Here is a 26,421-nt window from a genome sequence, read left to right as displayed (position 1 = left end):
TTTGTCCTTTAAATAAGCTATGACAACACAAGAATTTCTAGGAAAAAAAGAATTTACCATCAATACACAGACGGTTTCTGAGAGTTGCCCGTCTAATATAGCCTTAATCAAATATTGGGGGAAATATGAGAACCAGATTCCTGCCAACCCGAGCATCAGCTATACCTTAAACCATTGTAAAACCAATACGACAATGGAGTTCCTGGCCGGTGAGCCATTTTCTGTGCAGACCTTTTTATCAGGAAATGAAGAAAAGAAGTTTGCTGAAAAAATTGAAAAATATTTCAGAAATATAGAGCAATACCTGCCATGGATTCTGAAAGGGAAATACAACATCCGGACAGAGAATACCTTCCCGCACAGCTCGGGGATTGCCAGCTCGGCTTCAGGGTTCGGGGCCATTGCAAAATGCCTGATGAGACTGGATGAGGTTTTTTCAGGTAAAGCATCAGAAGACGAATCCCTGAGAAAAGCTTCGTTCCTGGCCAGATTAGGCAGTGGAAGCGCCTGCAGAAGCCTATACAATGGTCTTGTAGTTTGGGGAGAAACTGACGTAGTTCCCGGAAGCTCGGATATATTCGCGGTACAATATCCTGACACTGAAATTCATGAGGTTTTTAAAAGCTTCAATGACTGGGTCCTGCTGATCCATGAAGGCCAGAAAAGTGTTTCTTCAACGGTAGGACACGGGCTGATGAAAACCAATCCTTATGCAGAAAGAAGATTCCGGGAAGCAAAAGAAAACTTCGTCCCGATGAAAAATATCCTGAAAACCGGGGATCTCGATAGCTTTATTAAACTGGTAGAACATGAGGCACTTACCCTGCATGCGATGATGATGATGAGCGATCCGGCTTTTATTCTGATGAAGACCGGAACGTTAGAGGTGATCAATAAGATCTGGGATTTCAGAAAAGAAACCGATCTGCCTTTATTCTTTACACTGGATGCCGGGGCCAATGTTCATCTTCTGTTCCCGGAGGACGGCTCAGTAGAAAAGATCAAGGCTTTCATTGAATCTGCACTATTACAGCATACCCAGAAAAGCGGAGTGGTAAAAGATATCATGAAGTTTTAAAAAGCAGCTTGAAGAGCGGATTTGTCCGCTCTTTCAGACCTGTACGGATCAATCAGTTTTCTGTGGCTACAGCATCCCTGCCTCCGTCTTCCTCCTTTCCATCCCGGATCATTTCTTCGGCCTCCGCCTTCTCTTCAGCAGTGGCTCCTTCTACTTTATCTTTCTGCTCATCATTGTGATGATCAATAAAAAACTCGCAGTATACCGGAAGATGGTCTGAACCGAAATTTTCTAAGGTCCTAAGAACTCTGATGAAGATTTCTTCACTATGGAACATCAGGTCAATGGGAAATCTGAGCAGCCGGTATCTGGCATGGAAGGTGGAAACAAACGCATAACCGATCCTGGGATCTATCAAGTGGCTGACCTTCCTGAAAAGAATGGATGATCTTGACCAGGCAACATTATTGAAATCACCCACCACGATGACAGGTTTCCGGATGTCTTTTACCCGTTTCGCCGTACTGAGAAGATCACCATCCCTTTCTTTTGATGTTTCTTCTTCCGTAGGGCTTGGTGGCGGAGGATGGACCCCGAAAAACACAAAAGAGAAGCCATCCCTGGTCTTTAAATGAGCTTCAATGCTCGGAATATCGTCTGCAACAAAAAAATGTGTTTTGGAATCTTCGATTTCTATTCTGGAATAAAAATGCATTCCGTATGTGTTTTCCAGTGTTACTTTATGTTGATAGGGATAATCTTTTTCCAGCGTTCTGAGTGCTTTCTCCCAGTCGGTATTACTTTCCATGGTCAGGAAAAAATCCGGCTGATATTTCCGGATAAGATCAATAAACCTGTCATGTCCCTTATTAAACTGGTACACATTGGCTGAAATAAAATGAAGCTTCTGTGAAGGCTGATAAGGCTGTTGATTTCTTTTTACCGGATAAAGCGGAGTATATTGGATCAGGGTAACGCTGTGATATACAAACATGACCATCAGGAGACCCTGGAAATACCAGAAATTCTCTGAAGAATCAGCCATAAAACCATAGATAAAAGTAAACAGTATAAAAAAAGTGATCTGTATCTTGCCAAATTCAGGGACCCTGAATATCCAATGCGGGTTCTGAATTTTGGGAAGCAGTGTCAGAAGCAGTAACAATAAGGTTAAAAACAGATAAGTATTCCACATATTCCAAAAATAGACGGATAAAAATAATCTAATTCTGTAAAAAACCAAATTAAACCGCTGTAAACTTCATTCAATAATTGATATTTCAATCATTTTTTCTATTTTTATTCAATAGATTTTCACAGGATATGAATAAAATAATTGCTGTCACCATGCTGTTGAGCGGTTTTTGCTTTGCTCAGGAAGCCCGGGACCCCGAAATCGAAAAAACGGTCCGTACACTATTCACGGCTATGAAAGATGCTGACCCGGAGCTGCTGAAATCTGCTTTTACTGAAACTGCGATCCTTCAGACCATTACCGGCACCGGAAACATAAAAAATGAAGATATCAAAGGCTTTATCTCTTCAATCTCCGGATATGCCAAAGGTGACCTGGATGAAAGGATCACTATTGAAGCTATTCATACAGACGGAAACCTGGCTAGCGTTTTTACCCCTTACCAGTTCTATTTCAAGGGAAACTTTTCACACTGCGGGGCCAACAGCTTCCAGCTGGTAAAACAAAATGATGCCTGGAAAATCCAGTATCTGATTGATACAAGAAGAAAGGAAAACTGTAAAAAATAAAGAATGAAGATCCATCATATTGCCATTATCTGCTCAGATTATGAAGTTTCAAAAAAATTCTATACCGGGATCCTGGGACTGAATATCATCCGCGAGGTATACCGTGAAGAAAGACAATCCTATAAGCTGGACCTGGCTATCGGTGATCATTATGTGATAGAGCTGTTCTCATTTCCGGATCCTCCGCAAAGGCCTTCACATCCTGAAGCCTGCGGCCTGCGGCATTTAGCGTTTTCCGTTGAAAATATCAGTGAAAAAAGGCGTGAGCTGGTAGCAAAAGGACTGGAGTGCGAAGAGATACGGATAGATGAATTTACGGGAAAAGAATTTTTCTTTACCCAGGACCCGGATCAGCTTCCGTTGGAGTTTTATGAAATGTAGTCTAGTGAGCGTAGCCTGTGAAAAAGCTTACCGCCATAATGGCTAAAACAATTGAAGAAATGATTACATAGACGTAGTCTTTCTCCTTCAGGTAGCCGATCAGGGCGAAAATAATCCTCATTAAGGGAGTAAAAATCAGCAGAAGGATGCCAAGCTGGATGATGGCCATCCCTTCACCCTTGCACAAAGAGTTCCAGAAATGTCCCCATACCTTCTCCGAAGAGTTTCCTATCTGAAAGAACTTATATTCTTTAGGCATTTTATAGCCTTCAAGGAAAAGCTTTACAAAGCCTACCAGAGAGGTTGCAACAGACAGAATAACGCCAAGCCGCAGAAGATTTCCCACGGAACGGTTCAGGTCCAGATCTGTAAAGTTCTTTCTCATCTGAAGCTTTGATTTATACCGTTATACATCATATATACAGACAAAATGGTAATGACAATGGCAAAGAAAGTCTTCAGCTTTTTTGTCTTGGATATCATTAATGTCTTAGAACCTATGAAACTTCCCACAACCACCCCGATTAAAACCGGAGCTACGATAACAGGAATGATCTCACCCCTCTGAAAATAGATCAGCGAGCTGGCTACAGCCGTAACCCCAATCATAAAGTTGCTTGTAGTAGTGGAAACTTTAAAAGGTAGTTTCATCATATTATCCATTGCCAGCACCTTCAGAGCCCCGGAGCCTATTCCTAATAGCCCGGACATTGCACCGGCAAACATCATCATCATAAAACCGGGAACGGTATTTCTTGCAGCATAACGCTTGATGATCCCTCCTTTGTCAGGGAAAGTTCCGTATAGCTTGAGCTTTTCTTCAAGGCTTCCCTTGATCAGCGGTTCCTGATGGTCAGGTTTTCCTTTAAGATTTAAAATTACGGTCAGAAGAAGGATGCTTGCAAATATAATCCCGATGGTGTTCGGATTCAGCATTCCGGAGACCAGAGCCCCGATAATGGCACCCGATGTGGTGGCAATCTCCAGGAACATCCCGATCCTCATATTGGTGAAACCTTCTTTTACAAAGGCTACGGCTGCGCCGGAGGATGTGCCTATTACGGAAATTAAGGAAGCACCAATAGCATAATGCATAGGAACGCCGAAACCTAGCGTTAATAAAGGAATGATGATAACTCCGCCTCCCAATCCCGTAAGTGATCCCAAAAGACCGGCCGAGATTGCGCCAAGGAAGAGAATGATGATTTCTGACATGCTACAAATATAAAACTATTGTGGTACTTTGCCAAACGTTTAAAAAAGATAATTTGATGTATTTTTGCAAAAAAAAGGGCATGAAGTTATTTTATATTATTCTCGGTGCTACGCCCAAAGGAAGACATATCGAGCAGCATGACGTATTCTTCGGGATCGCGGAGAACCTTGGAGATCTGGTTCCTGATATAAAGGATTTCTGGAAAGAAGCTGAAGGAAAGATCCATATCGACTGCTACCAGGAGGTAAGGTTTGCTGACGGATATGAGGTGAAAATAGTGGAAAAGACGGAAGAAATTTCAGAAAACCAGCTGTACTTCATTAATCTGGGAGGATATAAGAAAGGATATTTTGAAGAATTTCATGAACAGCACCTGATGGTAGGAAAATCAATGGGAGATATCATAAAGAGAGCCAAGGCCACGGAGTTTTACAAAACAATGGGTTTTGAAGGAGCCGTGAGCCATGTTTGATGACAAACACGGTGTTGATATCGATGATATTTTTAATGTAAATGATATCCTGCCACCCAGGATGAAAGAAAAATATTCTGTAAGGCTGGAAAGATCTGATGCACCAAATCAGGAAAACCCAATGGGATTAGGATATTTGAAAATAGATAAAATTTAGCTATATATAATCTAACAGAAATAAATAAAATGAAAATAGGAATCCTAGGAGGAGGTCAGCTGGGAAGAATGCTGATACAGACTGCTTTGAAATATGATGATCAGTTTTATACTTTAGACCCGGCCTCTGATGCCCCCTGTCATAACATCTCTCATTTTATCCAGGGAAATTTTAATGATTATGAAACCGTTTTGAATTTCGGGAAAGATAAAGATGTAATAACCATAGAAATTGAACATGTAAATGCGGATGCTCTGGCCGAGCTGGAAAAACAGGGAATAAAAGTGGTGCCGAATTCCAGAATTATCAAAACCATCCAGCAGAAAATCCTTCAGAAGGAATTCTATAAAGCCCACGATATCCCAAGCCCTGAATTCCAGGTGGTTTGGGACAGCGGAGAGAAGATCATGATGCCCCTGCCTTTTGTTCAGAAAATGAATACCGGTGGCTATGATGGAAAAGGAGTGCAGGTGATCCGAACCGAAGAAGATTATCAGCATTTATGGAAAGAGCCTTCTGTAATCGAGAGCCTGGTGGATATTGATAAAGAACTTTCAGTGATTGTTGCCAGGAATGAAGCCGGCGAAACAAAAACGTTTCCGGTAACGGAAATGGTGGCCGATCCGAAGCTGAACCTGCTGGATTTCAATATCTGTCCGGTCATGCTAAGCGAAGATATCCAGAGGCAAATAGACCTGATCACGGAAAAATTTTTACGGGCAGTAAATTCTCCGGGGCTTTTCGCCATTGAGTTATTCCTGGATAAGGAAGGAAAAGTCTGGGTAAATGAGACTGCCCCGAGACTTCACAATTCAGGACATCAGAGCCAGGAAGGGAATGCCAACTCACAGTTTGAGCAGATGTACCGGGTGGTCAAAAACCTGCCTCTGGCGGATACCGATACCCTGACCTACAGTGGAATGCTGAATCTTGTAGGAGCAGAAGGATATGCCGGAAAAGTAGTTTATGAAGGGATGGAAGAAGTTTTAAAAATACCGAAGACCTATGTTCACCTGTATGGAAAAACGGAAACCAAACCCGGAAGAAAGATGGGGCATATCAATGTCCTGGCAGATTCAAGAGAGGAGCTGATGGAGAAGCTGGTGAAAGTGAAGGGAATGGTAAGGGTGATAGCAGCTGATCATTAAACGCTCCAGGATAATCCGTCAGGGATATTTCTTTCAGAAATGAATAAGAGCTACATATAAGGCCGTTTCATAAACTTATGAAACGGCCTTTATCTTTATTTACTTGAAAATTTTCTTGATCACATTTCCGATTTCCATAAAATCATCATGATTTCCTACAGCGCGTTTTTCAGGATTGTTCCGGTCAAATTCCGAAAAAGGGAAGATCAGGAGGTAATTGTTATCAATTAAGTGCCTGTTCAAAAGCTCGGGGATAAGCCTCATCTGAGGTATGTATGATCTCATTCCCTTTTTAGCCATCAGGATGATGAGTGCCTCATCCTCTTTTAGTTCGGTGGCAGTTTTTTCGCCGTCCCGCCAGGTATTCATGATGATGAACTCAGCTTCTATATTGGCTTTTTTAATGATTCTCTGCAGGATATTTAAAATATTTTCGGGAGCATAGAACACCATGGTGGCCCCTGAATTTCTTGCTATATTCCAGACCCTTAGCAGCGCATGGAAGAAGCCTGCCTCCTTATGGGCGTTTTCAGGAATCATTACCGCATATTTTTTAATAGTGGAGAGGGGTTGGGCCGCATGATACACCAGCACGTTCACATCATCATTCTGAAGGTAGCCGTTATAAAGATTATAGGTAAATGAAGGGGAGAATCCTTTTTCATCCTCTAATCCGATAATGAGGTCTGTGATATTTTGTTCCTTGATGACATTGTTTACTCCGTTCACCACATCATTGTCATATCTTTTGAGAGCCTGCAGCTGCACATCTGCGGAAGCGGCGGCGTCTGCAGCCTGATGTAACAGTTTTTCCGCATTTTTCACAGAAGATTCATTTTTATCCTCATTGATGACGTTCAAGGCAAATATGTTATCCGTATTTGAGTGGGCTTTTATCAGGATTCCCAGGTTCACCATTCTTTCAACGGTTTTTTCATAATTAACGGCGAGAAGGATATTTTCTTCTTCATGGCTGTTCCCGGAGACGGTATCCTCATTGTCACTCTCCGCAATTTTCTGGGCACTGGCCATGGAGACGAAAGATGAGATGGTACAGGAAATAAGTATCAGCAATATGCTTCCGTTCAGCACATGCTCATTAAGCAATCGGATCGGTTCTCCCGTTTCCGTTTCGGAGAGGATGATATTGTAACCAACCATTACTGAAGCCAGTGTTGCGGCGGCAGATGCGGAGCTTAATCCGAAAATAAGCTTTCCTTCCTCTTTAGTCAGTCTGAGTGTTTTCTGGGTCAGAACGGCAGACAGATATTTTCCGCCGATAGATGCGGCCAGCATTATGCCTGCCACTTCCAGGGTTTCCCAGCTTTTAAAAAACACTTTAAAATCAATCAGCATGCCCACACTGATCAGGAAAAAGGGGATGAAGATGGCATTTCCCACAAACTCTACGCGGTTCATCAAAGAAGAAGTATGGGGAATGAGCCTGTTTAATGCCAACCCGGCAAAAAAGGCCCCGATGATGGCTTCCACGCCAGCCAGCTCCGCAAGCATCGCGGCCAGATAGATCATCACCAATACAAAAATATACTGGGAAATCTTGTCGTTGACTTTCTTGAAAAACCATCGCCCGATGACCGGGAATACCAGCAAAACGATAAGACCGAAAATAACGAAAGAAACGGATAACCTGACCCAGAATGCGGTACCTACATCTCCCTGAGACATACCCACAATTACGGCAAGAACAAGAAGCGCTAAAATATCCGTAATCATGGTGCCGCCTACCGTAATATTTACCGCCAAATTTTTTGAAATCCCCAGCTTACTCACCAACGGATAGGAAATAAGCGTATGGGATGAGAAAAGGCTGGCAAAAAGAATGGAGGTAAGCATAGAGAAATTGAGGAGGTAATAGCCTCCTACATATCCCAGTATAAAAGGAACCGTAAAGGTATATATCCCAAAAGTAAGGCTCTTCCATTTATTCTTTTTAAAGTCGCCCATATCTATTTCAAGCCCCGCTAAAAACATGATATAGAGAAGTCCCGTAGTTCCTGTCACCACAATGCTGCTGTCCCTGGACAGGATGTTGAATCCGTTAGGGCCGATTACGGCTCCTGCAATGATAAGCCCCAGCAGGTGCGGAACTTTAATCTTGTTCAGCAGAAGCGGGGCAGCAAGAATAATGATAAGCACCAGCAGGAACTTCAGTACCGGATCTTCTATAGGAAGACTTAAATTATGGATACTCAGTAAAATCATAAGTTTTTATTTTGTGATACGGACTAATTCAACGGAGAATCTGGCCGTGCAGCTGTTGTCCACCGTAATGGTTCTTGTACCTTTGATCTTATTTTCTGAAATCTCGTTAAGGAGAACATTCATCTCTACGTTCTTTTTGGCCGTGGAATCGGTTTTAAAATTAAGCCTGATTTCATTATTGTCGAATTTTCCGGAATAAAGCCGAACTAAATTATTGTTATTGATGATCTTAGTGACCAGCTGGGTGGAATCGCTGTCAAACTCCCAGATATCCGTGCGCTGATCTCCCACTACATAGTCACTGCAGGTAGATTCGGTACAGATCACTTTGCCATTCCATGAGCCGGATATCCCTGCAGGCCATGCTATGGTCTTTACGGAATCTTTCCTGGCAAAAATGCTGTCTCTCATTTTCAAAAGGGCTTGATATTCAGATTCTTTTTGGGCGAACAGCTTTTCTTTTTCCAAGAGCTGCTGTTCCCTTAAAGCCAGATCATTTTCCTTTTCTTTCTGATCACAGCTGATTAAAAGAATAGAAGCGGTAACAATAATAAAAAAGATATTTTTAATCATACTTTAAAACATTGATACAACAATATAAGGAAAAAAAACAATAAGGAACGAAGATATTACCAGATCCTGTATTTTTTAAACATTTCACGGTTATAGTTTATGATAAAGACACCCACGATAATTAAGACGGTGGCGATGATAAATTTCCCGGAAATTTTTTCATCGAGGATCAGCCAGCTTAAAAATATGGAAATGATTGTATTGATATATGCTAATATGGAAACCTGAACGGGAGAAGCTTTTGTAAGGGCATAATGAAAGGCAAAAAAAGCAGCCACAGACCCGAAAACAGCCAGATACAGCATTGCCGAAACGCTCTTAAGGCTCCAGTTGCCAAAATTGTAGTCCTCTGAAAATAAAAAGGCAAAAACAAGCTGTATAATTCCGGCAAATGCAAACTGATAGAACAGGTTTAGAGAGATATTCTCACTTTGTATGTTCAGCTTTTTGGTAAAGATGGTTCCTGATGCCCAGCCGGCAATTGAGATGAACAGAAAAAGGATTCCTGTAGCATAGGCGGGATTGGCCAGGTCCTTTATACCGTCCCAGAATATGAAAACGATTCCGCTGAAACTCAGGGAAACTCCTATGAGAGCCCGCAGGCTGAACTTTTGCAATCCCATGGCCACGCTGCCTAAAAAGACAAGAACCGGAGAGCAGGCACTGATCAGGGAAGTGACACTGCTGGTTACCGTTTCTTCTGCTACCGTTGTCATCCCGTTGGCAATGACCAGCATTAAGAGGGAAAAAGTAAACTGGTATCCCAGATTTCTCCATCCGATCCATTTGAATTGCTTCCTGTACATGAGAACGGAAAGCATGATAAGGGAAGCCAGAAACTGGCGGATCCCTGCGACAAACCATGCCGGGATGGTCTCAACTGCGACCCGGATCGAGAGAAAGGTTGTTCCCCAGACAATAGCAACCGTAAAAACCGCGAGACTAAGCTTGTAATCTTTCAAATTATTTAAGTGATTGTATATATGCAACAGCATTCAATTTTTAAACCAATGATCAGGAAAAAAAGGATATTTTACTTTTTGTTTCCAGAAGTATTTTTTTTCGCGCTGTAATCCGTTATAAAACAAAAGCTTATGAAGTTGTTTGAAATGGGCTGATGGATATCCGAAAACAGTAATGGCAGGACCTTACCGGTCGTATATAAAAACTTCCCGGATCAATGGGTATTAAAAGGTTTAATTTTTTATCTTTGGACCTCTAATAAAATTGAAGATGGTAGGAATTATTATGGGAAGTCAGAGTGACTTACCGATTATGGAGCAGGCTGCAAATTTTCTGAAAAGCCTGGAGATCCCATACGAGCTAACGGTAGTTTCTGCACACAGGACTCCGGAAAGAATGTTCGACTATGCCAAAACGGCAAAGGAGAGAGGTCTAAAAGTTATCGTTGCCGGAGCAGGCGGGGCTGCCCATCTTCCGGGAATGGTGGCAAGCTGTACTACGCTTCCCGTGATCGGGGTCCCGATTTTATCCAGCAATTCGATTGACGGTTGGGATTCCATATTGTCCATCCTTCAGATGCCTGGTGGTATTCCTGTGGCGACAGTAGCTTTAAACGGTGCCTTAAATGCCGGGATTCTTGCCGCCAAAATTATAGGCAGTGCCAATGAAGAAGTGGCAGAAAAGCTTCAGAAATATCAGGATTCTTTAAAAGATAAGGTATTAGGAACTGTGGATGATATTAAGGCTCATCACCCTAATCAGTATGATCAGTAAAAACGCTCTGAAAAATCCGGAGCGTTTTTATTTTATAGGAAAATTGAATAGTTCTTTTATATCAATTTCTAAAGCTTTTGCTATTTCGTAAGCAGTGCCGATTGATGTATTTATCAGCCCTCTCTCTATCCTGCTTATTTGTGAATATTCAATATTTATGGTATCTGCGAGAGTTTGCATGCTCATTTCTTTAGATTCTCTAAGTTTCCTCAGATTTTTTCCAAATAATATTATAAACTCTTTATCAATACTTGCTCTCACAAGACAAATATTGAGATTATATAAAAGAATTATTATGGCATTTTTGCCATAATTTAAAATTTTATTTTATATTTGCAAAAATCTCTTCGTGTGATTGTAGATTTTTATATATTTAACAATTAAAAAACAAAGCAAATGAGGAAAAAAAGGATTTATGGCTATCCGTCATGATAGTCTTCATTTTTACGCTACACTCCTGTGTTCATGATGAGGTTTACACATTTTCTGATTCTTCCTCAAAAGAATATATATCAAAAAGTCTTTGGAAAGAGGATGAAAAGTACATTAAAAATGTAAAAGCCGTTTTTGATGAATATGCAAATAAAGACTACTTTACTTCAAACTTCGGAACTATTTATTGGGATTATGCTTTAACAATGGGAACAAATGAAACCTTCCTTGAAGTTCCAGTAATAAAAAATGGTAAAATAAACTTTGTTCTTGTTGTTTATAAAGACGGGGATAGAATATTCTTCAAAAGAAAAGAAGATGAAAGGTCTGATGAATTTTTTGATATTCTGGTGTTCAAAAACCGAAATCAGCTTACAGGAAAAATTATAGACAATAACCCGGGAAATACTTCAAAAGGTCTTATATGCTATACTGTACAAACCACATGGACATGGACGAATGATGACGGAAGTGCAGGGCCCACCTATACTTATAATGAAACTTACTGCTCACAAACAGGTCCTGCCTTGCCTTGTCAGGCTCTGGATCCCAATGCTAACTGTGGTGGTTCTACAGGGGGAAGTGGAGGCTCTTCGGGAAGTGGTTCCAGTGGCGGAGGATATCCATACCCCCAGGAACCTTTAACTCCTTGTGATAAGATAATTGGTATGCTGTCAAAGCCCGATGTATTACCCAAAATTAAAGAGCTAAAAGACCAAGCTCCTAAAGGAGGTGAAATAGGGGTTAAATTTAAAGCTGATGGAACTCCTTCACCAACAATAATCGGTGGTAAACATAGTGTAGATTTTGGTGATAAAACAGGATATGCTGGAGGCTATCACAACCATACGCCAACAGGAATACCAATGCTGTCTCCGCCTGACATAGATCAATTATTAGGCTTTGCAAGGGACAGCCTACCTCTAATCCCGAAAACGTGAATAATGCCTTTATTGGAATGGTAGCGCCAAATGGCATGCATTATGTTATTTGGTTTAACGGAACTTATCAGGATGCGATAAAAACTTTTTCAGAGGATGATTTGACTAATTATATAAATGATTATATAAAGGCTGAAAATGATTTAACCGATTGGGCAAAAAATGGAAATGTATATATTAATAGTGATGGAACAATAAATAACCTAGGTGTCGAAACACTTTTCTTTGAAACATTAAAAAATATGGGATTAGAAGGAAAAGTTAACTTACAAAGAATAGAAAATGACGGTACAGTAAAAAATATTAATGTAAATAGTAGTAACCAGCCAATCTCAATAACTTGTTTATAATCAAATAACAGAATATGAAACCAATAAATGTTAAAACAACAATACTTTTCAGTTTTTTTATAAGTTTTTTATCTTGTAAAGCACAAACAACACTTCCCTTAAACACTTCCTTAAAGAATATTCCTGCTAATTCTTATTTAAAAGATTTAAATAATGAACTTAATTCATACACTGGCGTATTTCAAGGAAATTTTCAAGGAAAAGATATCACACTATATATCACAAAAATTGAAAATAAATTACAAAAAAGTTCACAAAAAATCTATTATTCGGATGTTCTAGATATAAAGTATATTGTTAAAAATTCTTCTGGTGTAGTTTTGCAAGATACCAAGAATAATAATGTTCCCTCTATAAGCCTATATAGTATAGGAACAAAACCTTATGATAATTCTGCTATATTCTTTTATAGTGGTACAAACTGTCGTGTTGGTTGGGGGAAAATAATTTTAAAAAAAATAAACCCAACACAGATTTCTTGGGAATATCGACCTAATGACATAATTCTTGACAGCAGTAAATGTCCTCCAGGAACAGACATCAATATTTATCTTCCAGAGGCAAAGGATTTGATTTTTACTAAGCAGTAGTGAAGAATTTAATAACTTTTTTAGCAATATTTGCAGGAATGTTTATTGTATTTTCTTGTAAGGCACAAACGTTACCATTGAATGCAAGTGAAAGATATACCTCTTAATGCCCGTATGAAAGATGCTTATAATGAGCTTATTCCCCATTCAATCTTAAATAAACAAACCGCTCCAAACTGGAGCGGTCTTTATTTAAATCTGAAAAATCTCTTAATATCTGTAATACTCAGGCTTGAACGGCCCGTCTACCGTTACACCGATGTATTTAGCCTGTTCTTCAGTAAGTGTTTCAAGTTCAACACCCAGTTTTTTAAGGTGAAGCGCCGCTACTTTTTCATCCAAATGCTTAGGCAGGGTGTACACCTTGTTTTCATATTTGTCAGCATGGTTCCAAAGCTCGATCTGGGCCAGGGTCTGATTAGAGAATGAGTTAGACATTACAAAACTCGGGTGCCCTGTTGCGCATCCCAGGTTAACCAGTCTGCCTTCTGCCAGGATGATGATCTCATTGCCGTCAACATTGTAAACATCCACCTGAGGCTTTACCTCATATTTAGTGGAACCATAGTTGGCGTTTAACCAGGCCATATCGATTTCATTATCGAAGTGACCGATATTACAAACAATAGTTTTGTCCTTCATTTTCTTGAAGTGCTTACCCTGAACGATATTGAAGTTACCTGTTGTAGTAATTACGATATCCGCATTTTCGATTACGGTATCCAGTTTCTTCACTTCATAACCTTCCATGGCTGCCTGTAATGCACAGATAGGATCTATTTCCGTAACGGTAACGATAGAGCCGGCCCCTCTGAAGGAAGCAGCGGTACCTTTACCTACATCTCCATATCCGCATACAACCACTCTTTTACCTGCCAGCATCACATCTGTCGCTCTTCTGATAGCATCTACGGCAGACTCTCTACATCCGTACTTGTTGTCGAACTTAGATTTGGTAACAGAGTCATTTACGTTGATAGCAGGCATCACAAGAGTTCCGTTCTGCATTCTTTCGTACAATCTGTGAACTCCGGTCGTGGTTTCTTCAGACAGTCCTTTGATATCCTTGGTAAGCTCAGGATATTTGTCAAAAACCATATTGGTTAAATCTCCACCATCATCCAGGATCATGTTTAATGGTTTTCTTTCTTCCCCGAAAAATAAAGTTTGCTCAATACACCAGTCAAACTCCTCGGCATTCATACCCTTCCATGCATAAACAGGAATTCCGGCGGCGGCAATAGCAGCAGCAGCATGATCCTGTGTAGAGAAAATATTACAAGAAGACCAGGTAACTTCGGCACCTAAAGCCACCAGTGTCTCAATAAGCACGGCTGTTTGGATGGTCATGTGAAGACATCCGGCAATTCTTGCTCCTTTAAGAGGCTGCTGAGGTCCGTATTCTTCACGGATAGCCATTAATCCCGGCATTTCAGCTTCTGCAAGGGCAATTTCCTTTCTTCCCCATTCTGCCAGGGAAATATCCTTTACTTTATAAGGAACGTATTGGGTTGTTGTTTCCATCTATCTGAAAAATTTTTCGCAAATTTACAAACTAAAATCCTGCTGACCAAAAATATGCCCCTCTATCGAGATTTTTCAGATGACAATGCCACCATCCTTGTTTGGAAGTATGATGAAAGTGAAGAATTGAATATCGATGATCTTCTGGAGCCCGAAAACGCTGCCAAGGTAAAAGATTATCATCCTAAAAAGCTATTGGAGGTGCTTATGGTACGGAAGCTCCTGAAAGGCCTGAAACCTAATTCCAAGATCCTGTATAAGGAAAGGGAACCTTTTCTGTTCCCTAAAGATGCAGAGATTTCCATTACCCATTCATTTCCGTTTGCAGCTATTGCAATATCCAAAAACAAAATAGGGATTGATATTGAAAGGTTTACCCCTAAGATCTTAAGGATCATTGATAAATTCACCTATGAACATGAAAGAGGCTTTATCCCTGAAGATAAGGCAGATACTTTTTATACCATCATCTGGAGCGTGAAGGAAAGCATGTATAAGATCCACCATTCCAAATATTGGTCTTTAAAGAAAAATTATGAGGTAAGGCCTTTTGAGCTCAAACACCTGCATCATATACAATGCAGGGTATATGATGACCACATTTCAGACGAATTTAGGGCCAGGGTGGAATTTTTTGATGATTACTGCTTTACGATTGTTGAAGAGTAGTAGTTGCCGACTCATTGATGTATTTTTCAATTACTTTACGCTGTTCCTTGGCAACGTCATAGATCAGCTCGAGCACATCCTGAATATTCTTCAACTCCGTTAAATGAAACGCCTTATCGGGATCCCTTCTGTCCAGGGAATCATTTTCTTCAATTTCAGTTTTTCTTTGAAGAAGGAGGTCATCTACACTGTCTTCAGGCTCAAGGCGGCTTTCCATCCTGAGGGTTTCATTTATTTTTTCACCGTTCAGTAAGGCAGAAATCTGATTCATTTCGGCTTCTATTTTCCTGCTCCAGCTTTCTGCATCAATTTCAGGATACTTTTCATTATTCTGGGAATACTGGGAAAGGGAAGCGGTATAGGCTGTGATCAGGTGAGAGGTAGCCACAAACTGGTGGACCACTGCCAGCTTCTTACGCTGATTCTTGGGTTCAGAGATCATTCTCTGGAAATTATCGGAAAGGTTAGCCAGTGATATGATGGCATTTTTACGTTTTACCTTATAATCTTCAATGTCGAAATGATCCGTTAAGAATTTAGACATAACACTTTGGAAGTAAAGTAAATTGCTTTCCGCTGATTTTTTCATCAGATCTAAATTCTGGGTATATTCCCAGACAGGTAGCACAATATATGAAACCAGAAAAGCAATGCCCCCCGCAATTATCGTATCTACAATCCTGTCTCTGAAAATAATGTTTATATTTCCCGGGCTCAAAAAATTAAAGGTCATGAAAACATACATGGTCATGAATAATACGGCCCAGAAATATCTGCCTTTCAGCAGGCTGAAGCAAAGGATCATGCTCAGCATCAGAATGGTAAATAAAACGGCATTGGAATCTATAAAATATAAAATGGCATAAGCAATTACAGCCCCGGCAATAGTACCGTAAAGACGCAGCATATTCCTTTTCTTCGTGATGGAGTAGGCGGGTTTTAATATGGCGATAAGTGTGATCAGTATCCAGTACGTATGCCCGATTCCTAAAAACTGGAACAGGGAGAAAATATAGCCTATCAGCAAGGCAACTGTAACTCTTATCGCATGCCGGAAATGGGATGAGGACAGGGAAATATTGTTCCTGAGGACCTTGATGTTGATCTTTTCCTCATTAGGAAGGAATTTTTTCAGGTCTAATCCTGTAGAAAGACTTTTGGCCAGCTTTATATCCTGCGAAAAAACCTTGTAGATTTCATTGATCTCCTTGGTAATCTCATTGATGCGCGTCAGGATCTGGCGAAGAATCATAAAATTTTCCAGGTTTCCGGGATTCACCTGCTTGTCCCTGAGCTCAAAATAACGGATGTTGAGGTTCTTCATCTCAAGCTCCAGGTTGAAGATAGGTTTTGCTCTTGTTCCGCTCTGGAGAGAGATGCCGATATTGGTGATTTCTTCAGAGAGCAGATTGAGGTAATCATGGATGTTTACCAGGATCATGCTGTCTTCAAAGCTTTGCTGAAGCTTCTGATAGTCGCTTTCCGAGGTCATCAGCTTTTCATGAAGGTCCATGGAGTTCAGGAACATAAGCATCAGCAGCCGGCTTGTGGTAGTAGACTCATTGACGATGGTTCTCGTTTTGAAAACGGTTTCCCTGGTATCCTCCTGTAGATTCTTTATTTCGATCTGCTTGGCAATAACCTGGGTGGTAAGCTTATCGAAATCAGGGCTTTTCTGATAATAATTGGCTTTTATCTTTAGAAATTCCGCCAGCTGAAGGTAGTTTTCACCGATCATCTGGCCGGCCAGCTTATAAGGCTGGATGGTGGTTACGACCAGGAATATCAGCAGGAACCAGATACATCCGGATGTGAAAATCAGCAGGCTTTTGAAAATATTGCTTCCCGTAAGATGTCCGTCAATAAAAATGGCGAGCACAATCAGTGACAGGGAGCCTACTGCGGCCAGTCGCTGGCCGTAAACTCCGATCAATGAGAAAAACATTCCGAAAACAATGATTTCCAGAAGAACCAGAACTTTTATTCCTTTTACCAGGCTTGCAATAAGTGCCACCACCACAAAGCAGAAAATGGCAAATGCAAGGGCATTTCTTCTCCGGATGAATGGCCCGGGCTGATCGGTAAGGGCCACAAAGCTGGTTCCGAGAGGAAAAAGGAAATATTCTTTTAATATTCCGAAGTGAGCGAGGACCAAACAGGGTAAAACCGTAGCTAATGTAATCCTGATAGCAGAATATACATACTGACTGGTTACAAATTTTTTGAGCTCCGCGGAATAATTCATATTGCAAAAATAATTATTGAAAACAAAAAAGCCTCATAAAAATGAGACTTTTATAAAGCTTATAGATTCCCTGCCCTGAACAGGCTGATTTATATCAACTTATTTTTCACAGGGCTATGATTTGATCTTTTAGTAGTCAACATTGGAGGTTTCATCCCCGATGTTCCAGGTAAGCCCGAAACGAAGAGTGTTGTCCAATGCGGTATTGATCTTGGACATGTTGATCAGATAAGAAACATCAAGCCCGAAAGAACGGTATTTTAACCCGATACCTGCCGTAGCATACTGTCTTGCTCCCTGCTCTTCACTTTCATGGAAATATCCTCCTCTTACAGAAAAAGCATTGTCATAAGAATATTCCAAAGCACCACTATACATGATACTATTTTTGTTTTTAAAAGATTTTCCGATCCCGGCAATTGGTCCTACGTTCGGAATTTCGTAAATAGGGTTTCTGTTGGAGTCATACTGACCTGTAAATTCAGATCCGGGTACTAAAATTTTGGATCCTTCAACGCTGAGCCCTATTCTGTTCAGGTCATCAAGATACATATCGTAGCCAACCCCCAGCCTTGCCATTGTAGGGAGGTAGGATCTTGATTCCTCATTCCCTGTATAATCCAATTTCGGACCCAGGTTCTGAATAGCGAAACCGGCATTCACCTTTCCATCATATCCTCCGATACTTGAAAATCTCGGTGAAGAATAATATCCTGAAATATCTACTGCAAAGGAATTGGCAGGTTTAAGAGTGGTATCTGTATTGAAGCCTCCGGCTAAATCTGAACGGATATACCTACCTGTTACGGCCATGGAGTATGAGTCAGAGAGTTTTAGTGCATAGGCAACGTCGATAGAGAATTCATTTGGCTTCGAGGTTCCCATAGAAGCTACTTCGTTACCTACTAACTGGGTTAAATCTACCTCACCCATATTGAAGTAATAGATACTTGCGGAGATTGTAGATCTTTCTTCCTGCCCTAAGAATTTATGAAATGCACCATATAATAAAAATACATCATTGGTAAGTTTACTCATATATGGGGTATAACTCACACCAACGGAAGAACTTGTCCTGCTAAAAGGATATTTTGCCGCATTCCAAAATTGAGAAAACGCATCCGGAGAAGTAACAACACCCTGGTCTCCCATACCTCCTGATCGGGCATCTGGTGCGATTCTTAAAAAAGGAGCCCCGGTTAATACCGGTCTTACTTGGCTTAAGTCCTGGGCATAGCTTAAAAAACCAGCGCCTAACCCAATTCCTAAAAGCAGTTTAGTAGTTAAATTCATATGTTGTCTTTTATATATTATCAGTTTTTTATTACTATTATTAACTATTATTATTTTAAATTATTTCAAAAGTACCATTTTTTCTACAGCTGTAGCACTTCCTTTGCATTTTTCTTGATTTTGACTTTTTGCAAATATCTTAAAAATATACGTACCTTTTGCAACTGTTGCTCCAAAATCATCTCTTCCGTCCCATTCTATAGCCTGGCGAGGTGTTCTGAAGCCTTGCAGGAAAGGTTCTGCCATTACCGTTTGTGATATCGTCTTCACCAATTTCCCTGTTATGGTATAAATCTGAACATTCACATCCAGGATATCGTCACAATTATGTTCAAACTGTATATACGTTTTGTTTGTAAAAGGATTCGGCCAGTTTAAAGGTCTGTTGATAACCAGATGCTGATCAGCCTCATCCTTAACTTCAAAGTTTAACGTAGAGGTTGTCGAATTATTGTTTATGTCCCAAACTTTAAATGTTAATTGATGTTGTCCTATGGCTAAATTTCTGAAAGGGTAGGTTACATTCCCTTTCTGATAATCTGCCAGAGCCGGATTCACGCAGCCGTTTCCTTCCCCGGAGGCATAAAAATCATTCAAAACGATGGTGTTGATAATTTGACCGTCCAAATATACTGTAATATCATGACCGATACCAGAGCCTGTTGAATTTATTCCGGTGTCATCCGTAACGCAGGCCAGCAACATAGGATTCTGGTCTGTGATCCCTCCATCTGCAAAATTGGTGTTATTCATATACAGCTTTACTTTCGGAGGCTCGTTATCATTAATCCCGTTCGGGTTGATGTCGCCTACCTGTACTGCCCGATTGTTGAATACATCAGAAGCTTTATTATCAGCATATCCCAGGATCCTTCCCTGTCCAACGGCATAATTGATGTCTTTAGGAACATAGAATTCCACGGTGAAAACCCCGTTCACTGCCATTCCTGACGCTTTTACAATGGCGCTTCCTTCTTCGGTATAGTTAAGTACCGGTGTCAGTCCGCCATCATTATTCAGAGTGGTTTTGTTTAATCTTTTGTCAAAGATATTGATCACAACCCTTCCGTTGAATGTGGTATTCAGCGTTCCGTTCGGATTGTTGATATGTCCCGTTACCTTTACGAAATCCAGGCCTCTGATGAGTCCCGGAACCGGAGTTTCGATATTATCGATCACCAGTAGCCTTTGGGGTCTGCTCAGTTTCATTGCCGGATCACCCAGGAAGTTTACCTTTAAATGGTTTCCGTCGCTTCCTTTTTGCTTTTTGGCATTCAGGTGGGCATATCCGAGCGTATCAAAATCATCTGCTGTCAGCTTAAAAATATTCTGGGTATAAAGATTGGTGAAATCAATACCATATCCTACGGCGATGGCACGGCTGGAAGTAATCATGGTTGCCGGCCCGCCCTGCTTTAATTTTATAAACTGTTCGCCGGCAGAGAATGTTTCAGGATCGTCCCAAAGGGTGAATTCGCAGGTAATGGTGGATACAAACGGAAATCTGCTGTAAACGTTAGAGAAGTTATTGGCATTCTGTATTTCATCCAGCGTCAGGACTCTTTCCTGAGCCCAGCCGTTGATTCCCCCGTGTCCGAAATAGAAAAGATATAAGCTGTTTCCGATATCATTGGAAATGGCCTGGTTTACCTGAGGATATCTTTGTCCTCCAGCCGTACTCTGCGCCTGGAAAGCATCCAGATATAGCTTCCTTACATTGTACTCCTTGAGATTGGTATTGGTAGGCTGTTCAAAGATATTGACCAGAGAATTATTCATAACGGTATGAAAGGGTGTCCCTCCGTCATTATCGTCATCCACTACAAAATCGAGCTTCATTTTCCACTCTCCGAAAGGAGTGGACTGGCCGGGTAAGGAGTTGTAGTAAGCCAGTGTTTTGTCTATCATATTGGAAGCTTCCGTAGCGTTGGCGGCAGGAATCCTTCCTACCGGCAGGTCCGGAAGATTGTTGAATATAAAGGCCGTAGTCTGCGGCTGGGTCATTACGATATAGTCATCCGTAACGAATGAGCTTACAAAATCTGCGGAATCTTCACTTTCATAGCTTGATACCACATTGGTGTTATTGGAAATCCTGTTCTTATAATCATAGGAAGTATCTCCTAAGATCAGAACGTATTTCAGTGCTCCGGCAGGGGTGTTCAGTTTTGTGACAAAATCCCTGATGGCAGTGAGATCCCGGCTTCCGCTTCCAAATTCATTATAAATTTTATCCGTATCTACAATTTGTACATTATAGTTGTTTTTGGTCTGGTGGTAGTTGGCCAGCTTTTGAGCCTGCCCCATCAGTTCAGGGACCGTAATGATCAGATAATCCACATTCTGCAGTGCGGAAAGGTTCTGGTTGTTGATTCTTCCTACGAACTGAGGCTCATAGGCCGCATCAGCCCTGAATGCAACAAACTCGTTGTTGAAGTTCTGATCGGCGGCAACGTACCCGAAGTTGAACGTGGAATTGCTTCCCGCCTTATTTACCCTTCTGTTGGCATTGGTAATATCCGTAACATCCCAGACCTGTTCCATGGCGGAGGCATTGGAAATACTGAAGCCGTAAGTGGTATTTGAGCCGCTGGCAAGCGAAAAATCCCTGAAACTCATTTGTGAGCCATTGAAATTAAGGTTCTCTTTATATTGAACCTCTACATAATCCACATAAAAGGCTCCGTTGGGATTCACTGAAATATTGGGATTAAGGTTTACGGTGATCTGGTTTCCGCTCAGGTTGGATACCGTTCCTGAATATATGGCAGGAAAGAAATCAAATGAGACGTTTGAACCGTTTGCCGGAATAGATATGGTGGTGGTATTCTGGTTGTTGATATTGAATTCAATACTGTTCTGCTGAGCCTTGAAGCCGATCACCCGGGCCCTGTACCGTATAAGATCTCCGCCCTGTATTGTGGAATTGGTATTGAAGGTAACGGCTTTACTGGTCGTAAAAGGGGTATCTTCTACCCAGATCCTTCCTACCTTCATCAGATTCTTCTGATCGTTATTGATGAACTGGTAACTGTCATATCTTGTGATCAGAGGGGTAGAGGGTAAGTCTACATCCAGGGACTGAACTCTTTTTCCGGGTCCTTTATCGAAATTGATATAATAATAAGAATAGTCTTCATAGATGTTTTTCACGTTATTGCTACTGTCGCTCCTGGTTTCCACCCTTTTGAAGCCATTGCCGTTGGAGGCATCATAAAGATTGTATCCGTCCGGCCCCTGAGCATAAAACAGTGCATAATCATTATCGTTCCATACCCCGTCATCTTCACCTACCACCTGTATGGCGTTTTCCTGCAGCGCGCCGTATTTAACGTCCTGATTGTATTCAGGCAGCATAATGCCTCCGTTGCCATAGACCCTCAGGTTTTTTGGGTTTACGGAAGAAGGATTGATCCCGTTTGCACTTAAAAACTGGGCTGTGATTTTAAAAATCCCGGATTTATCAACTTTTATCTTATAGAAATTTCCGCTTGATAAAGGATTGTTGGTAGTACCTACTTTGGCAGCATTACCGGCAAACCTGGAAGCATTGGTCTCTGAAACCTCGAATGAAGAAAGCCTTTGAACCCTGCCTTTTACATTCTTAAATAAAGAAACGCTTATGCTGGCATACCTTTCCCCGTCTAAATAATAATACACAACATCTGCGATATCATGGTTGGGCAGAAGCTCTTTGCTCATTTCAAATAAATCCCTGTTGGAGATGTTTTCCCACACCGGGTTGGAAACTTTTAATTGCTTTTCTCCTATTTTTTGTTTCGTTGTAATAAAAATGTTATTTTGGCTGAATGAAAAACCTTCGTTTTTAAAATGTGGAAGATTTATTTTTGTGTCACCGAAGTCTTGAATTTTAGAACCATCCCATTCAATGTTTATTCTTTGAGCCCAAAGTGTTGATACAAAAGTAATTAGAAATAAAAGCGTGATTTTTTGTTTCATGTTTATTATTGAAATTTCTAAATTACAAAATAAACGAAAATTTTATAATTAAATTATAATACAATAAAATTAATTTGTTAACGTTTTTCAAAAAAATCAAATCTTTATTTGATTTATTGAATAATTTATTTTTTCTTTGTACTTTGAAAATATTTATATCGACTATGAAAAAACTAAAGTTGTTTTCATTAATAGCATTAAGTTCTACACTTGCATTAACCAGTTGTGGTGGATCAGGTACTAGCAAAGGTGGTGGTACTAAAAAATTTGTCAGCAAAACGGGTTGGAAACCAAACGAAAAACAAGGTTGGTTTTTTGCAGGAAAGCAACAGAAACAAAAAGGTTGGCCGGGGATGGTATATGTAGAAGGTGGAACTTTTACAATGGGATTAGTGAAAGATGATGTTATGCACGATTGGAATAACTCGCCACGCAGAATGCAGGTAAGCTCTTTCTATATCGGTGAAACAGAAATTACTAACTACGAATACCGCGAATACCTTACATGGTTGAAGTATGTATTCCCACCAAGTGACCCTAGCTTTAAAGAGATCTATACCGGTGCATTGCCGGATACTTTATTGTGGGACAACAAATTATCCAGAAACGATTACAACGAAACCTATTTCCGCTCACCAGAGTTCGATTACTATCCGGTAGTGGGTGTTTCCTGGACCCAGGCCAACAGATATTGTGAATGGCTGACGGACAGAGCAAACGAGAAAGCCCTGATGCAGGCAGGCATCATCGCCAAAGATTTATATATCAATGAATCAAACAACCAGGGAGGAACAGCATTTAACATGGATAAATTCAAGTCGAATGATCCGGAAATGCAGGGATATATCAATGAAAAAAGAATGCAGCAAAAAACAGGTCTGAAAACTACCAACCAAAGACTTCTTGCTGCCAACAGAGCTCCAAACGCTGCAATGGTTCAGAAGTTCAGACTTCCTACAGAAGTTGAATGGGAATATGCGGCTCTTGGAATGGCTAAAAACAGAGAATACAACCAATATCTAGGTAAAAAGCCTGAAATCGAAAAGCTAAGAGGTACCAAAGGAAGAGATAAAGGAATGTTCCTTGAAAACTTCAAAATGGGATCCGGTGACTACTCCGGTATTGCTGGATGGAAAAATGACGGATCTGCAAGAACCTCAGACGTAAGACAATACCCTTCAAATGACCTTGGAATCTACGGTATGTACGGAAACGTTGCAGAATGGACGGCTGATGTATACAGACCAATCATTGATGAAGATTTCAGTGATTTCAACTACTACAGAGGAAATATGCCTCAGGCTATTGTAAGAAACGGAGACGGTACCTACAAAATGGTAGACGAAAGCAGCATCAAGTATGATACCCTTGCTGACGGTAGGTTGGTGTACAGAAACCTGCCAGGACAGTTTGAAAGAGAAACCATTGCTGACTACAGAAACTTCAGGGATGGTGACAGACAGTCCTCTTTAGAATACTACAGAGCATCTGATTCCTCTTCATCGTTCAATATGTACAACTCTCCTCAGAAAAGGTTTATTGTAGACGCGAACGGTAAGGTAATCCTTCAAAAAGACACTAAGAACAGAACTTCTGCCATCTCTAACGACATCAGAGTGGTAAAAGGAGGCTCTTGGCAGGATACTGCTTACTGGCTGGATCCGGGTCAAAGAAGATATAAAGATCAGAACAGAGCTTACGGATGGATCGGATTCCGTGTTGCCCAGGATGCTGTTGCAAGTGATAAAGCTAGAACTAGAAGATAATATTTATCAAAATACTTATAAAAGCCTTCCGGATTCCGGAAGGTTTTTATATTTTTGACCCATGAATATAGAAGAGTTTTATCCTTTATTTTTACAATCCGGTAAAGTAACCATAGACAGCAGGAAAATAGAAAAAAACGATATTTTCTTTGCTTTTTCAGGAGAAAATTTTAATGCGGCAACCTTAGCCGAAAAAGCTGTGGATGACGGAGCCTTAGCCGTAATTGTGGAGCAACAGGAGTTTGAAAATAAAGGACGGAATATCTTCTATGTTCCCTCAACCCTAGAATTCTTACAGAAGCTTGCCATCCATCACAGAAGCCGGTTGACAATACCGGTGATCGGACTTACGGGAAGCAATGGTAAAACTACTACCAAAGAACTGATCCATGCCGTACTGTCTGAAAAATTCAATGTGCAATATACCTCTGGGAACCTGAATAACCATATCGGGGTGCCGCTGACCATTCTTTCCATTAAACCAGAACATGAAATGGCCGTTGTGGAAATGGGAGCCAATCATCAGAAAGAAATTGAACTGCTTTGTACGATTTCGCAGCCTAATTTCGGGTATATTACCAATTTCGGTAAGGCACACCTGGAAGGATTTGGCGGATTTGAGGGAGTGATCAAAGGAAAATCCGAGCTGTATGATTATCTGAAGAATCATCATCAGACCATTATTGTCAATGAAAATGATCCGATCCAGCTGGAAAAAACTCAAGGCTATAGTCCTAAGATCACTTTCGGAAAAGACAGCTCAGATTACAGGTTTGAATTATTTTCGGAAAAACACTTTGTAGGCCTGTCATATCAGGGATCAGGGGCCACATCCAATCTTACCGGTGAATATAACTTTACCAATCTATGCGCCGCTGCCAGCTTAGGACTTCATTTTAACATAGATTTTGAGAAAATAAAGCATGCGATTGAGCATTACAGGCCAACAAATATGCGTTCTCAGATCATGAAGAAAGGGAACAAAACGCTGGTTCTGGATACTTATAATGCGAATCCAAGTTCAATGGCTGCCTCCCTGAATAACTTCATCACCTTTGAAGGAAGCAAAACGGTCATTATGGGAGATATGCTGGAACTGGGAGAGGAAAGTGAAAAAGAACATCAAAATATTCTGAAACTGGCTCAGGATCTCGGGTTTGATGAAATCCTGACAGTAGGTAAAATTTTTAAAAGCATACATCTTTCTCCTGCTGCCTTTGAAAGCACGGCAGAATTGATAGAATATTTAAAATTTCATAAGATCAGATCGGAAAATGTTCTGCTAAAGGCATCAAGAGGGATTTCTCTGGAAAAAGCTGTGGATTTTATTTAGCTTTGGTATTCCAGAATTCTTTTATAATCAGCCTGATATTCTTAAAGGTACTTGGGAAGACCTCCTCTTCAATCTGCCGGGTATTTTTCCAGGCCACTTCTGTTATCCCTTCCTCAGCCTGCGGTTTTGAGGTGTCCTCGCCATTGAAGCTCATTTCAAACCAATGGGTACATTTCAGGACTTTATCCCCGTTCCTTTCCACATAAACATGGTAGGTGGTATTAATGAATCTTACAAGCTTTACATTTTTTAATCCTGTTTCTTCTTCGATTTCCCGTACAGCAGATTCTTCCCTAGATTCACCTTTTTCCATTTTGCCTTTCGGAAGATCCCACCTGCCCAGTCTCTTGATGAAAAGAATATCCCCGTTAGGACCGTTCACTACTCCTCCGGCAGCTTCTATAATCCTGAAAAGCTTCTGAAACTCCGTCCAGATCTCATCAATATTTTCACCGAAGACATTCAGCTCTCTTACCGATGTATTTTCCAGAAGATCCAATGCGATCTCTAAAGTTGTGAAACTTTCATAGCTAAGTCTTTTTTCAAGCTCTTCCGGCTGCTTAGACAGTAATAATTTTTTTTCGTTCACGAAAACTTTATACATTTGTAAGAATTAAGAATTTAAATAC

At 40.7% G+C, this 26,421-nt stretch carries 25 protein-coding genes; 13 read left to right on the top strand and 12 right to left on the bottom strand.

What is annotated here, in order from left to right:
- Positions 1-19 precede the first annotated feature (19 nt).
- Entirely contained in the window at positions 20-1,078 is a 1,059-nt protein-coding gene (locus ABMQ40_RS04435) for a diphosphomevalonate decarboxylase (protein ID WP_370896956.1), read from the top strand.
- Positions 1,079-1,130: 52 nt separating this feature from the next.
- Here ABMQ40_RS04435 and ABMQ40_RS04430 read toward each other — a convergent pair whose 3' ends face one another.
- Entirely contained in the window at positions 1,131-2,213 is a 1,083-nt protein-coding gene (locus ABMQ40_RS04430; RefSeq protein WP_370896953.1) for an endonuclease/exonuclease/phosphatase family protein, read from the bottom strand.
- A gap of 128 nt (positions 2,214-2,341) precedes the next feature.
- On the opposite strand from ABMQ40_RS04430, the gene ABMQ40_RS04425 reads away from it, so the two are divergent.
- Positions 2,342-2,782 carry a nuclear transport factor 2 family protein gene (locus tag ABMQ40_RS04425; RefSeq protein WP_370896951.1) on the top strand — a complete coding sequence of 147 codons (441 nt, stop codon included), beginning with the start codon at positions 2,342-2,344 and terminating at the stop codon, positions 2,780-2,782.
- Positions 2,783-2,785: 3 nt separating this feature from the next.
- Entirely contained in the window at positions 2,786-3,163 is a 378-nt protein-coding gene (gene gloA2 / locus ABMQ40_RS04420; protein ID WP_370896949.1) for an SMU1112c/YaeR family gloxylase I-like metalloprotein, read from the top strand.
- Between the two features lies 1 nt (position 3,164).
- On the opposite strand, the gene ABMQ40_RS04415 is transcribed toward gloA2, so the two are convergent.
- Both ABMQ40_RS04415 and ABMQ40_RS04410 read right to left on the bottom strand, forming a co-directional pair.
- Positions 3,165-3,548 carry a DUF1634 domain-containing protein gene (locus tag ABMQ40_RS04415; RefSeq protein WP_370896947.1) on the bottom strand — a complete coding sequence of 128 codons (384 nt, stop codon included), beginning with the start codon at positions 3,546-3,548 and terminating at the stop codon, positions 3,165-3,167.
- Positions 3,545-4,378 carry a sulfite exporter TauE/SafE family protein gene (locus ABMQ40_RS04410; protein WP_370896945.1) on the bottom strand — a complete coding sequence of 278 codons (834 nt, stop codon included), beginning with the start codon at positions 4,376-4,378 and terminating at the stop codon, positions 3,545-3,547. Before ABMQ40_RS04410 ends, ABMQ40_RS04415 begins: the two co-directional genes overlap by 4 nt.
- A gap of 80 nt (positions 4,379-4,458) precedes the next feature.
- Here ABMQ40_RS04410 and ABMQ40_RS04405 point away from each other — a divergent pair, with 80 nt between their 5' ends.
- From ABMQ40_RS04405 to ABMQ40_RS04395, 3 genes are read left to right on the top strand one after another with little or no spacing between them, the layout of a single operon-like run.
- The gene (locus ABMQ40_RS04405) at positions 4,459-4,851 is read left to right on the top strand and encodes a DUF1543 domain-containing protein (protein ID WP_370896943.1); all 393 of its coding nucleotides are present in this window, start codon (positions 4,459-4,461) and stop codon (positions 4,849-4,851) included.
- Positions 4,844-5,008, top strand: coding sequence for a hypothetical protein (locus ABMQ40_RS04400; RefSeq protein WP_370896941.1), 165 nt, complete (start codon positions 4,844-4,846; stop codon positions 5,006-5,008). Before ABMQ40_RS04405 ends, ABMQ40_RS04400 begins: the two co-directional genes overlap by 8 nt.
- A gap of 29 nt (positions 5,009-5,037) precedes the next feature.
- Positions 5,038-6,156 (top strand): 5-(carboxyamino)imidazole ribonucleotide synthase, encoded by a 1,119-nt coding sequence (locus tag ABMQ40_RS04395; protein WP_370896939.1) that lies wholly within the window; start codon positions 5,038-5,040, stop codon positions 6,154-6,156.
- Positions 6,157-6,255: 99 nt separating this feature from the next.
- Here the strand turns inward: ABMQ40_RS04395 and ABMQ40_RS04390 are convergent, their stop codons facing one another.
- Genes ABMQ40_RS04390 through ABMQ40_RS04380 form a run of 3 tightly spaced genes read right to left on the bottom strand, consistent with a single transcriptional unit; the run spans position 6,256 to position 9,914 of the window.
- Positions 6,256-8,379, bottom strand: coding sequence for a cation:proton antiporter (locus ABMQ40_RS04390; protein WP_370896937.1), 2,124 nt, complete (start codon positions 8,377-8,379; stop codon positions 6,256-6,258).
- A 6-nt stretch (positions 8,380-8,385) separates the two neighbouring features.
- Entirely contained in the window at positions 8,386-8,952 is a 567-nt protein-coding gene (locus ABMQ40_RS04385) for a hypothetical protein (protein WP_370896935.1), read from the bottom strand.
- Positions 8,953-9,008: 56 nt separating this feature from the next.
- Positions 9,009-9,914, bottom strand: a complete 906-nt coding sequence (locus ABMQ40_RS04380) for a DMT family transporter (protein WP_370896933.1) — start codon at positions 9,912-9,914, stop codon at positions 9,009-9,011.
- 271 nt (positions 9,915-10,185) lie between these two features.
- Here ABMQ40_RS04380 and purE point away from each other — a divergent pair, with 271 nt between their 5' ends.
- A complete protein-coding gene (gene purE, locus ABMQ40_RS04375; RefSeq protein ID WP_370896931.1) occupies positions 10,186-10,689 on the top strand; it encodes a 5-(carboxyamino)imidazole ribonucleotide mutase in 504 nt (167 codons plus the stop codon).
- A gap of 27 nt (positions 10,690-10,716) precedes the next feature.
- Here purE and ABMQ40_RS04370 read toward each other — a convergent pair whose 3' ends face one another.
- On the bottom strand, positions 10,717-10,950 hold the full coding sequence (locus tag ABMQ40_RS04370) for a helix-turn-helix domain-containing protein (RefSeq protein WP_370896929.1): 234 nt from the start codon (positions 10,948-10,950) through the stop codon (positions 10,717-10,719).
- A 167-nt stretch (positions 10,951-11,117) separates the two neighbouring features.
- On the opposite strand from ABMQ40_RS04370, the gene ABMQ40_RS04365 reads away from it, so the two are divergent.
- Genes ABMQ40_RS04365 through ABMQ40_RS04355 form a run of 3 tightly spaced genes read left to right on the top strand, consistent with a single transcriptional unit; the run spans position 11,118 to position 13,002 of the window.
- Positions 11,118-12,062 carry a hypothetical protein gene (locus ABMQ40_RS04365; RefSeq protein WP_370896927.1) on the top strand — a complete coding sequence of 315 codons (945 nt, stop codon included), beginning with the start codon at positions 11,118-11,120 and terminating at the stop codon, positions 12,060-12,062.
- Complete coding sequence (locus ABMQ40_RS04360; protein WP_370896925.1) at positions 12,059-12,412, top strand: hypothetical protein; 354 nt, start codon at positions 12,059-12,061, stop codon at positions 12,410-12,412. The genes ABMQ40_RS04365 and ABMQ40_RS04360 overlap by 4 nt, the downstream gene beginning before the upstream one ends.
- Before the next feature lie 14 nt (positions 12,413-12,426).
- Positions 12,427-13,002 carry a DUF6705 family protein gene (locus ABMQ40_RS04355; protein WP_370896923.1) on the top strand — a complete coding sequence of 192 codons (576 nt, stop codon included), beginning with the start codon at positions 12,427-12,429 and terminating at the stop codon, positions 13,000-13,002.
- A gap of 210 nt (positions 13,003-13,212) precedes the next feature.
- Here ABMQ40_RS04355 and ahcY read toward each other — a convergent pair whose 3' ends face one another.
- A complete protein-coding gene (gene ahcY / locus ABMQ40_RS04350; protein ID WP_370896921.1) occupies positions 13,213-14,526 on the bottom strand; it encodes an adenosylhomocysteinase in 1,314 nt (437 codons plus the stop codon).
- A 54-nt stretch (positions 14,527-14,580) separates the two neighbouring features.
- Here ahcY and ABMQ40_RS04345 point away from each other — a divergent pair, with 54 nt between their 5' ends.
- Positions 14,581-15,195 (top strand): 4'-phosphopantetheinyl transferase superfamily protein, encoded by a 615-nt coding sequence (locus ABMQ40_RS04345; RefSeq protein ID WP_370896919.1) that lies wholly within the window; start codon positions 14,581-14,583, stop codon positions 15,193-15,195.
- Here ABMQ40_RS04345 and ABMQ40_RS04340 read toward each other — a convergent pair.
- The 3 genes from ABMQ40_RS04340 to porU form a co-directional block, all read right to left on the bottom strand.
- Positions 15,176-17,440, bottom strand: coding sequence for an FUSC family protein (locus ABMQ40_RS04340; protein ID WP_370896917.1), 2,265 nt, complete (start codon positions 17,438-17,440; stop codon positions 15,176-15,178). The two genes, ABMQ40_RS04345 and ABMQ40_RS04340, sit on opposite strands and share 20 nt — an antisense overlap.
- Positions 17,441-17,569: 129 nt before the next feature.
- Positions 17,570-18,733, bottom strand: coding sequence for a type IX secretion system outer membrane channel protein PorV (gene porV, locus ABMQ40_RS04335; RefSeq protein ID WP_370896915.1), 1,164 nt, complete (start codon positions 18,731-18,733; stop codon positions 17,570-17,572).
- Between the two features lie 60 nt (positions 18,734-18,793).
- A complete protein-coding gene (gene porU / locus ABMQ40_RS04330) occupies positions 18,794-22,693 on the bottom strand; it encodes a type IX secretion system sortase PorU (protein ID WP_370896913.1) in 3,900 nt (1,299 codons plus the stop codon).
- A gap of 164 nt (positions 22,694-22,857) precedes the next feature.
- On the opposite strand from porU, the gene gldJ reads away from it, so the two are divergent.
- Both gldJ and ABMQ40_RS04320 read left to right on the top strand, forming a co-directional pair.
- A complete protein-coding gene (gene gldJ, locus ABMQ40_RS04325; RefSeq protein ID WP_370896911.1) occupies positions 22,858-24,459 on the top strand; it encodes a gliding motility lipoprotein GldJ in 1,602 nt (533 codons plus the stop codon).
- Between the two features lie 61 nt (positions 24,460-24,520).
- Positions 24,521-25,792 (top strand): UDP-N-acetylmuramoyl-tripeptide--D-alanyl-D-alanine ligase, encoded by a 1,272-nt coding sequence (locus ABMQ40_RS04320; protein WP_370896909.1) that lies wholly within the window; start codon positions 24,521-24,523, stop codon positions 25,790-25,792.
- Here the strand turns inward: ABMQ40_RS04320 and ABMQ40_RS04315 are convergent.
- Positions 25,785-26,396, bottom strand: coding sequence for an NUDIX hydrolase (locus ABMQ40_RS04315; protein ID WP_370896907.1), 612 nt, complete (start codon positions 26,394-26,396; stop codon positions 25,785-25,787). The genes ABMQ40_RS04320 and ABMQ40_RS04315 overlap by 8 nt on opposite strands.
- Between the last annotated feature and the right edge of the window lie 25 nt (positions 26,397-26,421).

This window comes from Chryseobacterium gossypii (assembly GCF_041361455.1).
GTDB lineage: Bacteria > Bacteroidota > Bacteroidia > Flavobacteriales > Weeksellaceae > Chryseobacterium > Chryseobacterium gossypii.
This window is presented reverse-complemented; position numbering and strand designations above follow the sequence as displayed.

Bases quoted from the DNA above. Each gene is read 5' to 3' on its own strand.
- ABMQ40_RS04435 (WP_370896956.1), top strand. From the start codon at position 20: ATGACAACACAAGAATTTCTAGGAAAAAAAGAATTTACCATCAATACA.
- ABMQ40_RS04430 (WP_370896953.1), bottom strand. From the start codon at position 2,213: ATGTGGAATACTTATCTGTTTTTAACCTTATTGTTACTGCTTCTGACA.
- ABMQ40_RS04425 (WP_370896951.1), top strand. From the start codon at position 2,342: ATGAATAAAATAATTGCTGTCACCATGCTGTTGAGCGGTTTTTGCTTT.
- gloA2 (WP_370896949.1), top strand. From the start codon at position 2,786: ATGAAGATCCATCATATTGCCATTATCTGCTCAGATTATGAAGTTTCA.
- ABMQ40_RS04415 (WP_370896947.1), bottom strand. From the start codon at position 3,548: ATGAGAAAGAACTTTACAGATCTGGACCTGAACCGTTCCGTGGGAAAT.
- ABMQ40_RS04410 (WP_370896945.1), bottom strand. From the start codon at position 4,378: ATGTCAGAAATCATCATTCTCTTCCTTGGCGCAATCTCGGCCGGTCTT.
- ABMQ40_RS04405 (WP_370896943.1), top strand. From the start codon at position 4,459: ATGAAGTTATTTTATATTATTCTCGGTGCTACGCCCAAAGGAAGACAT.
- ABMQ40_RS04400 (WP_370896941.1), top strand. From the start codon at position 4,844: ATGTTTGATGACAAACACGGTGTTGATATCGATGATATTTTTAATGTA.
- ABMQ40_RS04395 (WP_370896939.1), top strand. From the start codon at position 5,038: ATGAAAATAGGAATCCTAGGAGGAGGTCAGCTGGGAAGAATGCTGATA.
- ABMQ40_RS04390 (WP_370896937.1), bottom strand. From the start codon at position 8,379: ATGATTTTACTGAGTATCCATAATTTAAGTCTTCCTATAGAAGATCCG.
- ABMQ40_RS04385 (WP_370896935.1), bottom strand. From the start codon at position 8,952: ATGATTAAAAATATCTTTTTTATTATTGTTACCGCTTCTATTCTTTTA.
- purE (WP_370896931.1), top strand. From the start codon at position 10,186: ATGGTAGGAATTATTATGGGAAGTCAGAGTGACTTACCGATTATGGAG.
- ABMQ40_RS04365 (WP_370896927.1), top strand. From the start codon at position 11,118: ATGATAGTCTTCATTTTTACGCTACACTCCTGTGTTCATGATGAGGTT.
- ABMQ40_RS04355 (WP_370896923.1), top strand. From the start codon at position 12,427: ATGAAACCAATAAATGTTAAAACAACAATACTTTTCAGTTTTTTTATA.
- ahcY (WP_370896921.1), bottom strand. From the start codon at position 14,526: ATGGAAACAACAACCCAATACGTTCCTTATAAAGTAAAGGATATTTCC.
- ABMQ40_RS04345 (WP_370896919.1), top strand. From the start codon at position 14,581: ATGCCCCTCTATCGAGATTTTTCAGATGACAATGCCACCATCCTTGTT.
- ABMQ40_RS04340 (WP_370896917.1), bottom strand. From the start codon at position 17,440: ATGAATTATTCCGCGGAGCTCAAAAAATTTGTAACCAGTCAGTATGTA.
- porV (WP_370896915.1), bottom strand. From the start codon at position 18,733: ATGAATTTAACTACTAAACTGCTTTTAGGAATTGGGTTAGGCGCTGGT.
- porU (WP_370896913.1), bottom strand. From the start codon at position 22,693: ATGAAACAAAAAATCACGCTTTTATTTCTAATTACTTTTGTATCAACA.
- gldJ (WP_370896911.1), top strand. From the start codon at position 22,858: ATGAAAAAACTAAAGTTGTTTTCATTAATAGCATTAAGTTCTACACTT.
- ABMQ40_RS04320 (WP_370896909.1), top strand. From the start codon at position 24,521: ATGAATATAGAAGAGTTTTATCCTTTATTTTTACAATCCGGTAAAGTA.
- ABMQ40_RS04315 (WP_370896907.1), bottom strand. From the start codon at position 26,396: ATGTATAAAGTTTTCGTGAACGAAAAAAAATTATTACTGTCTAAGCAG.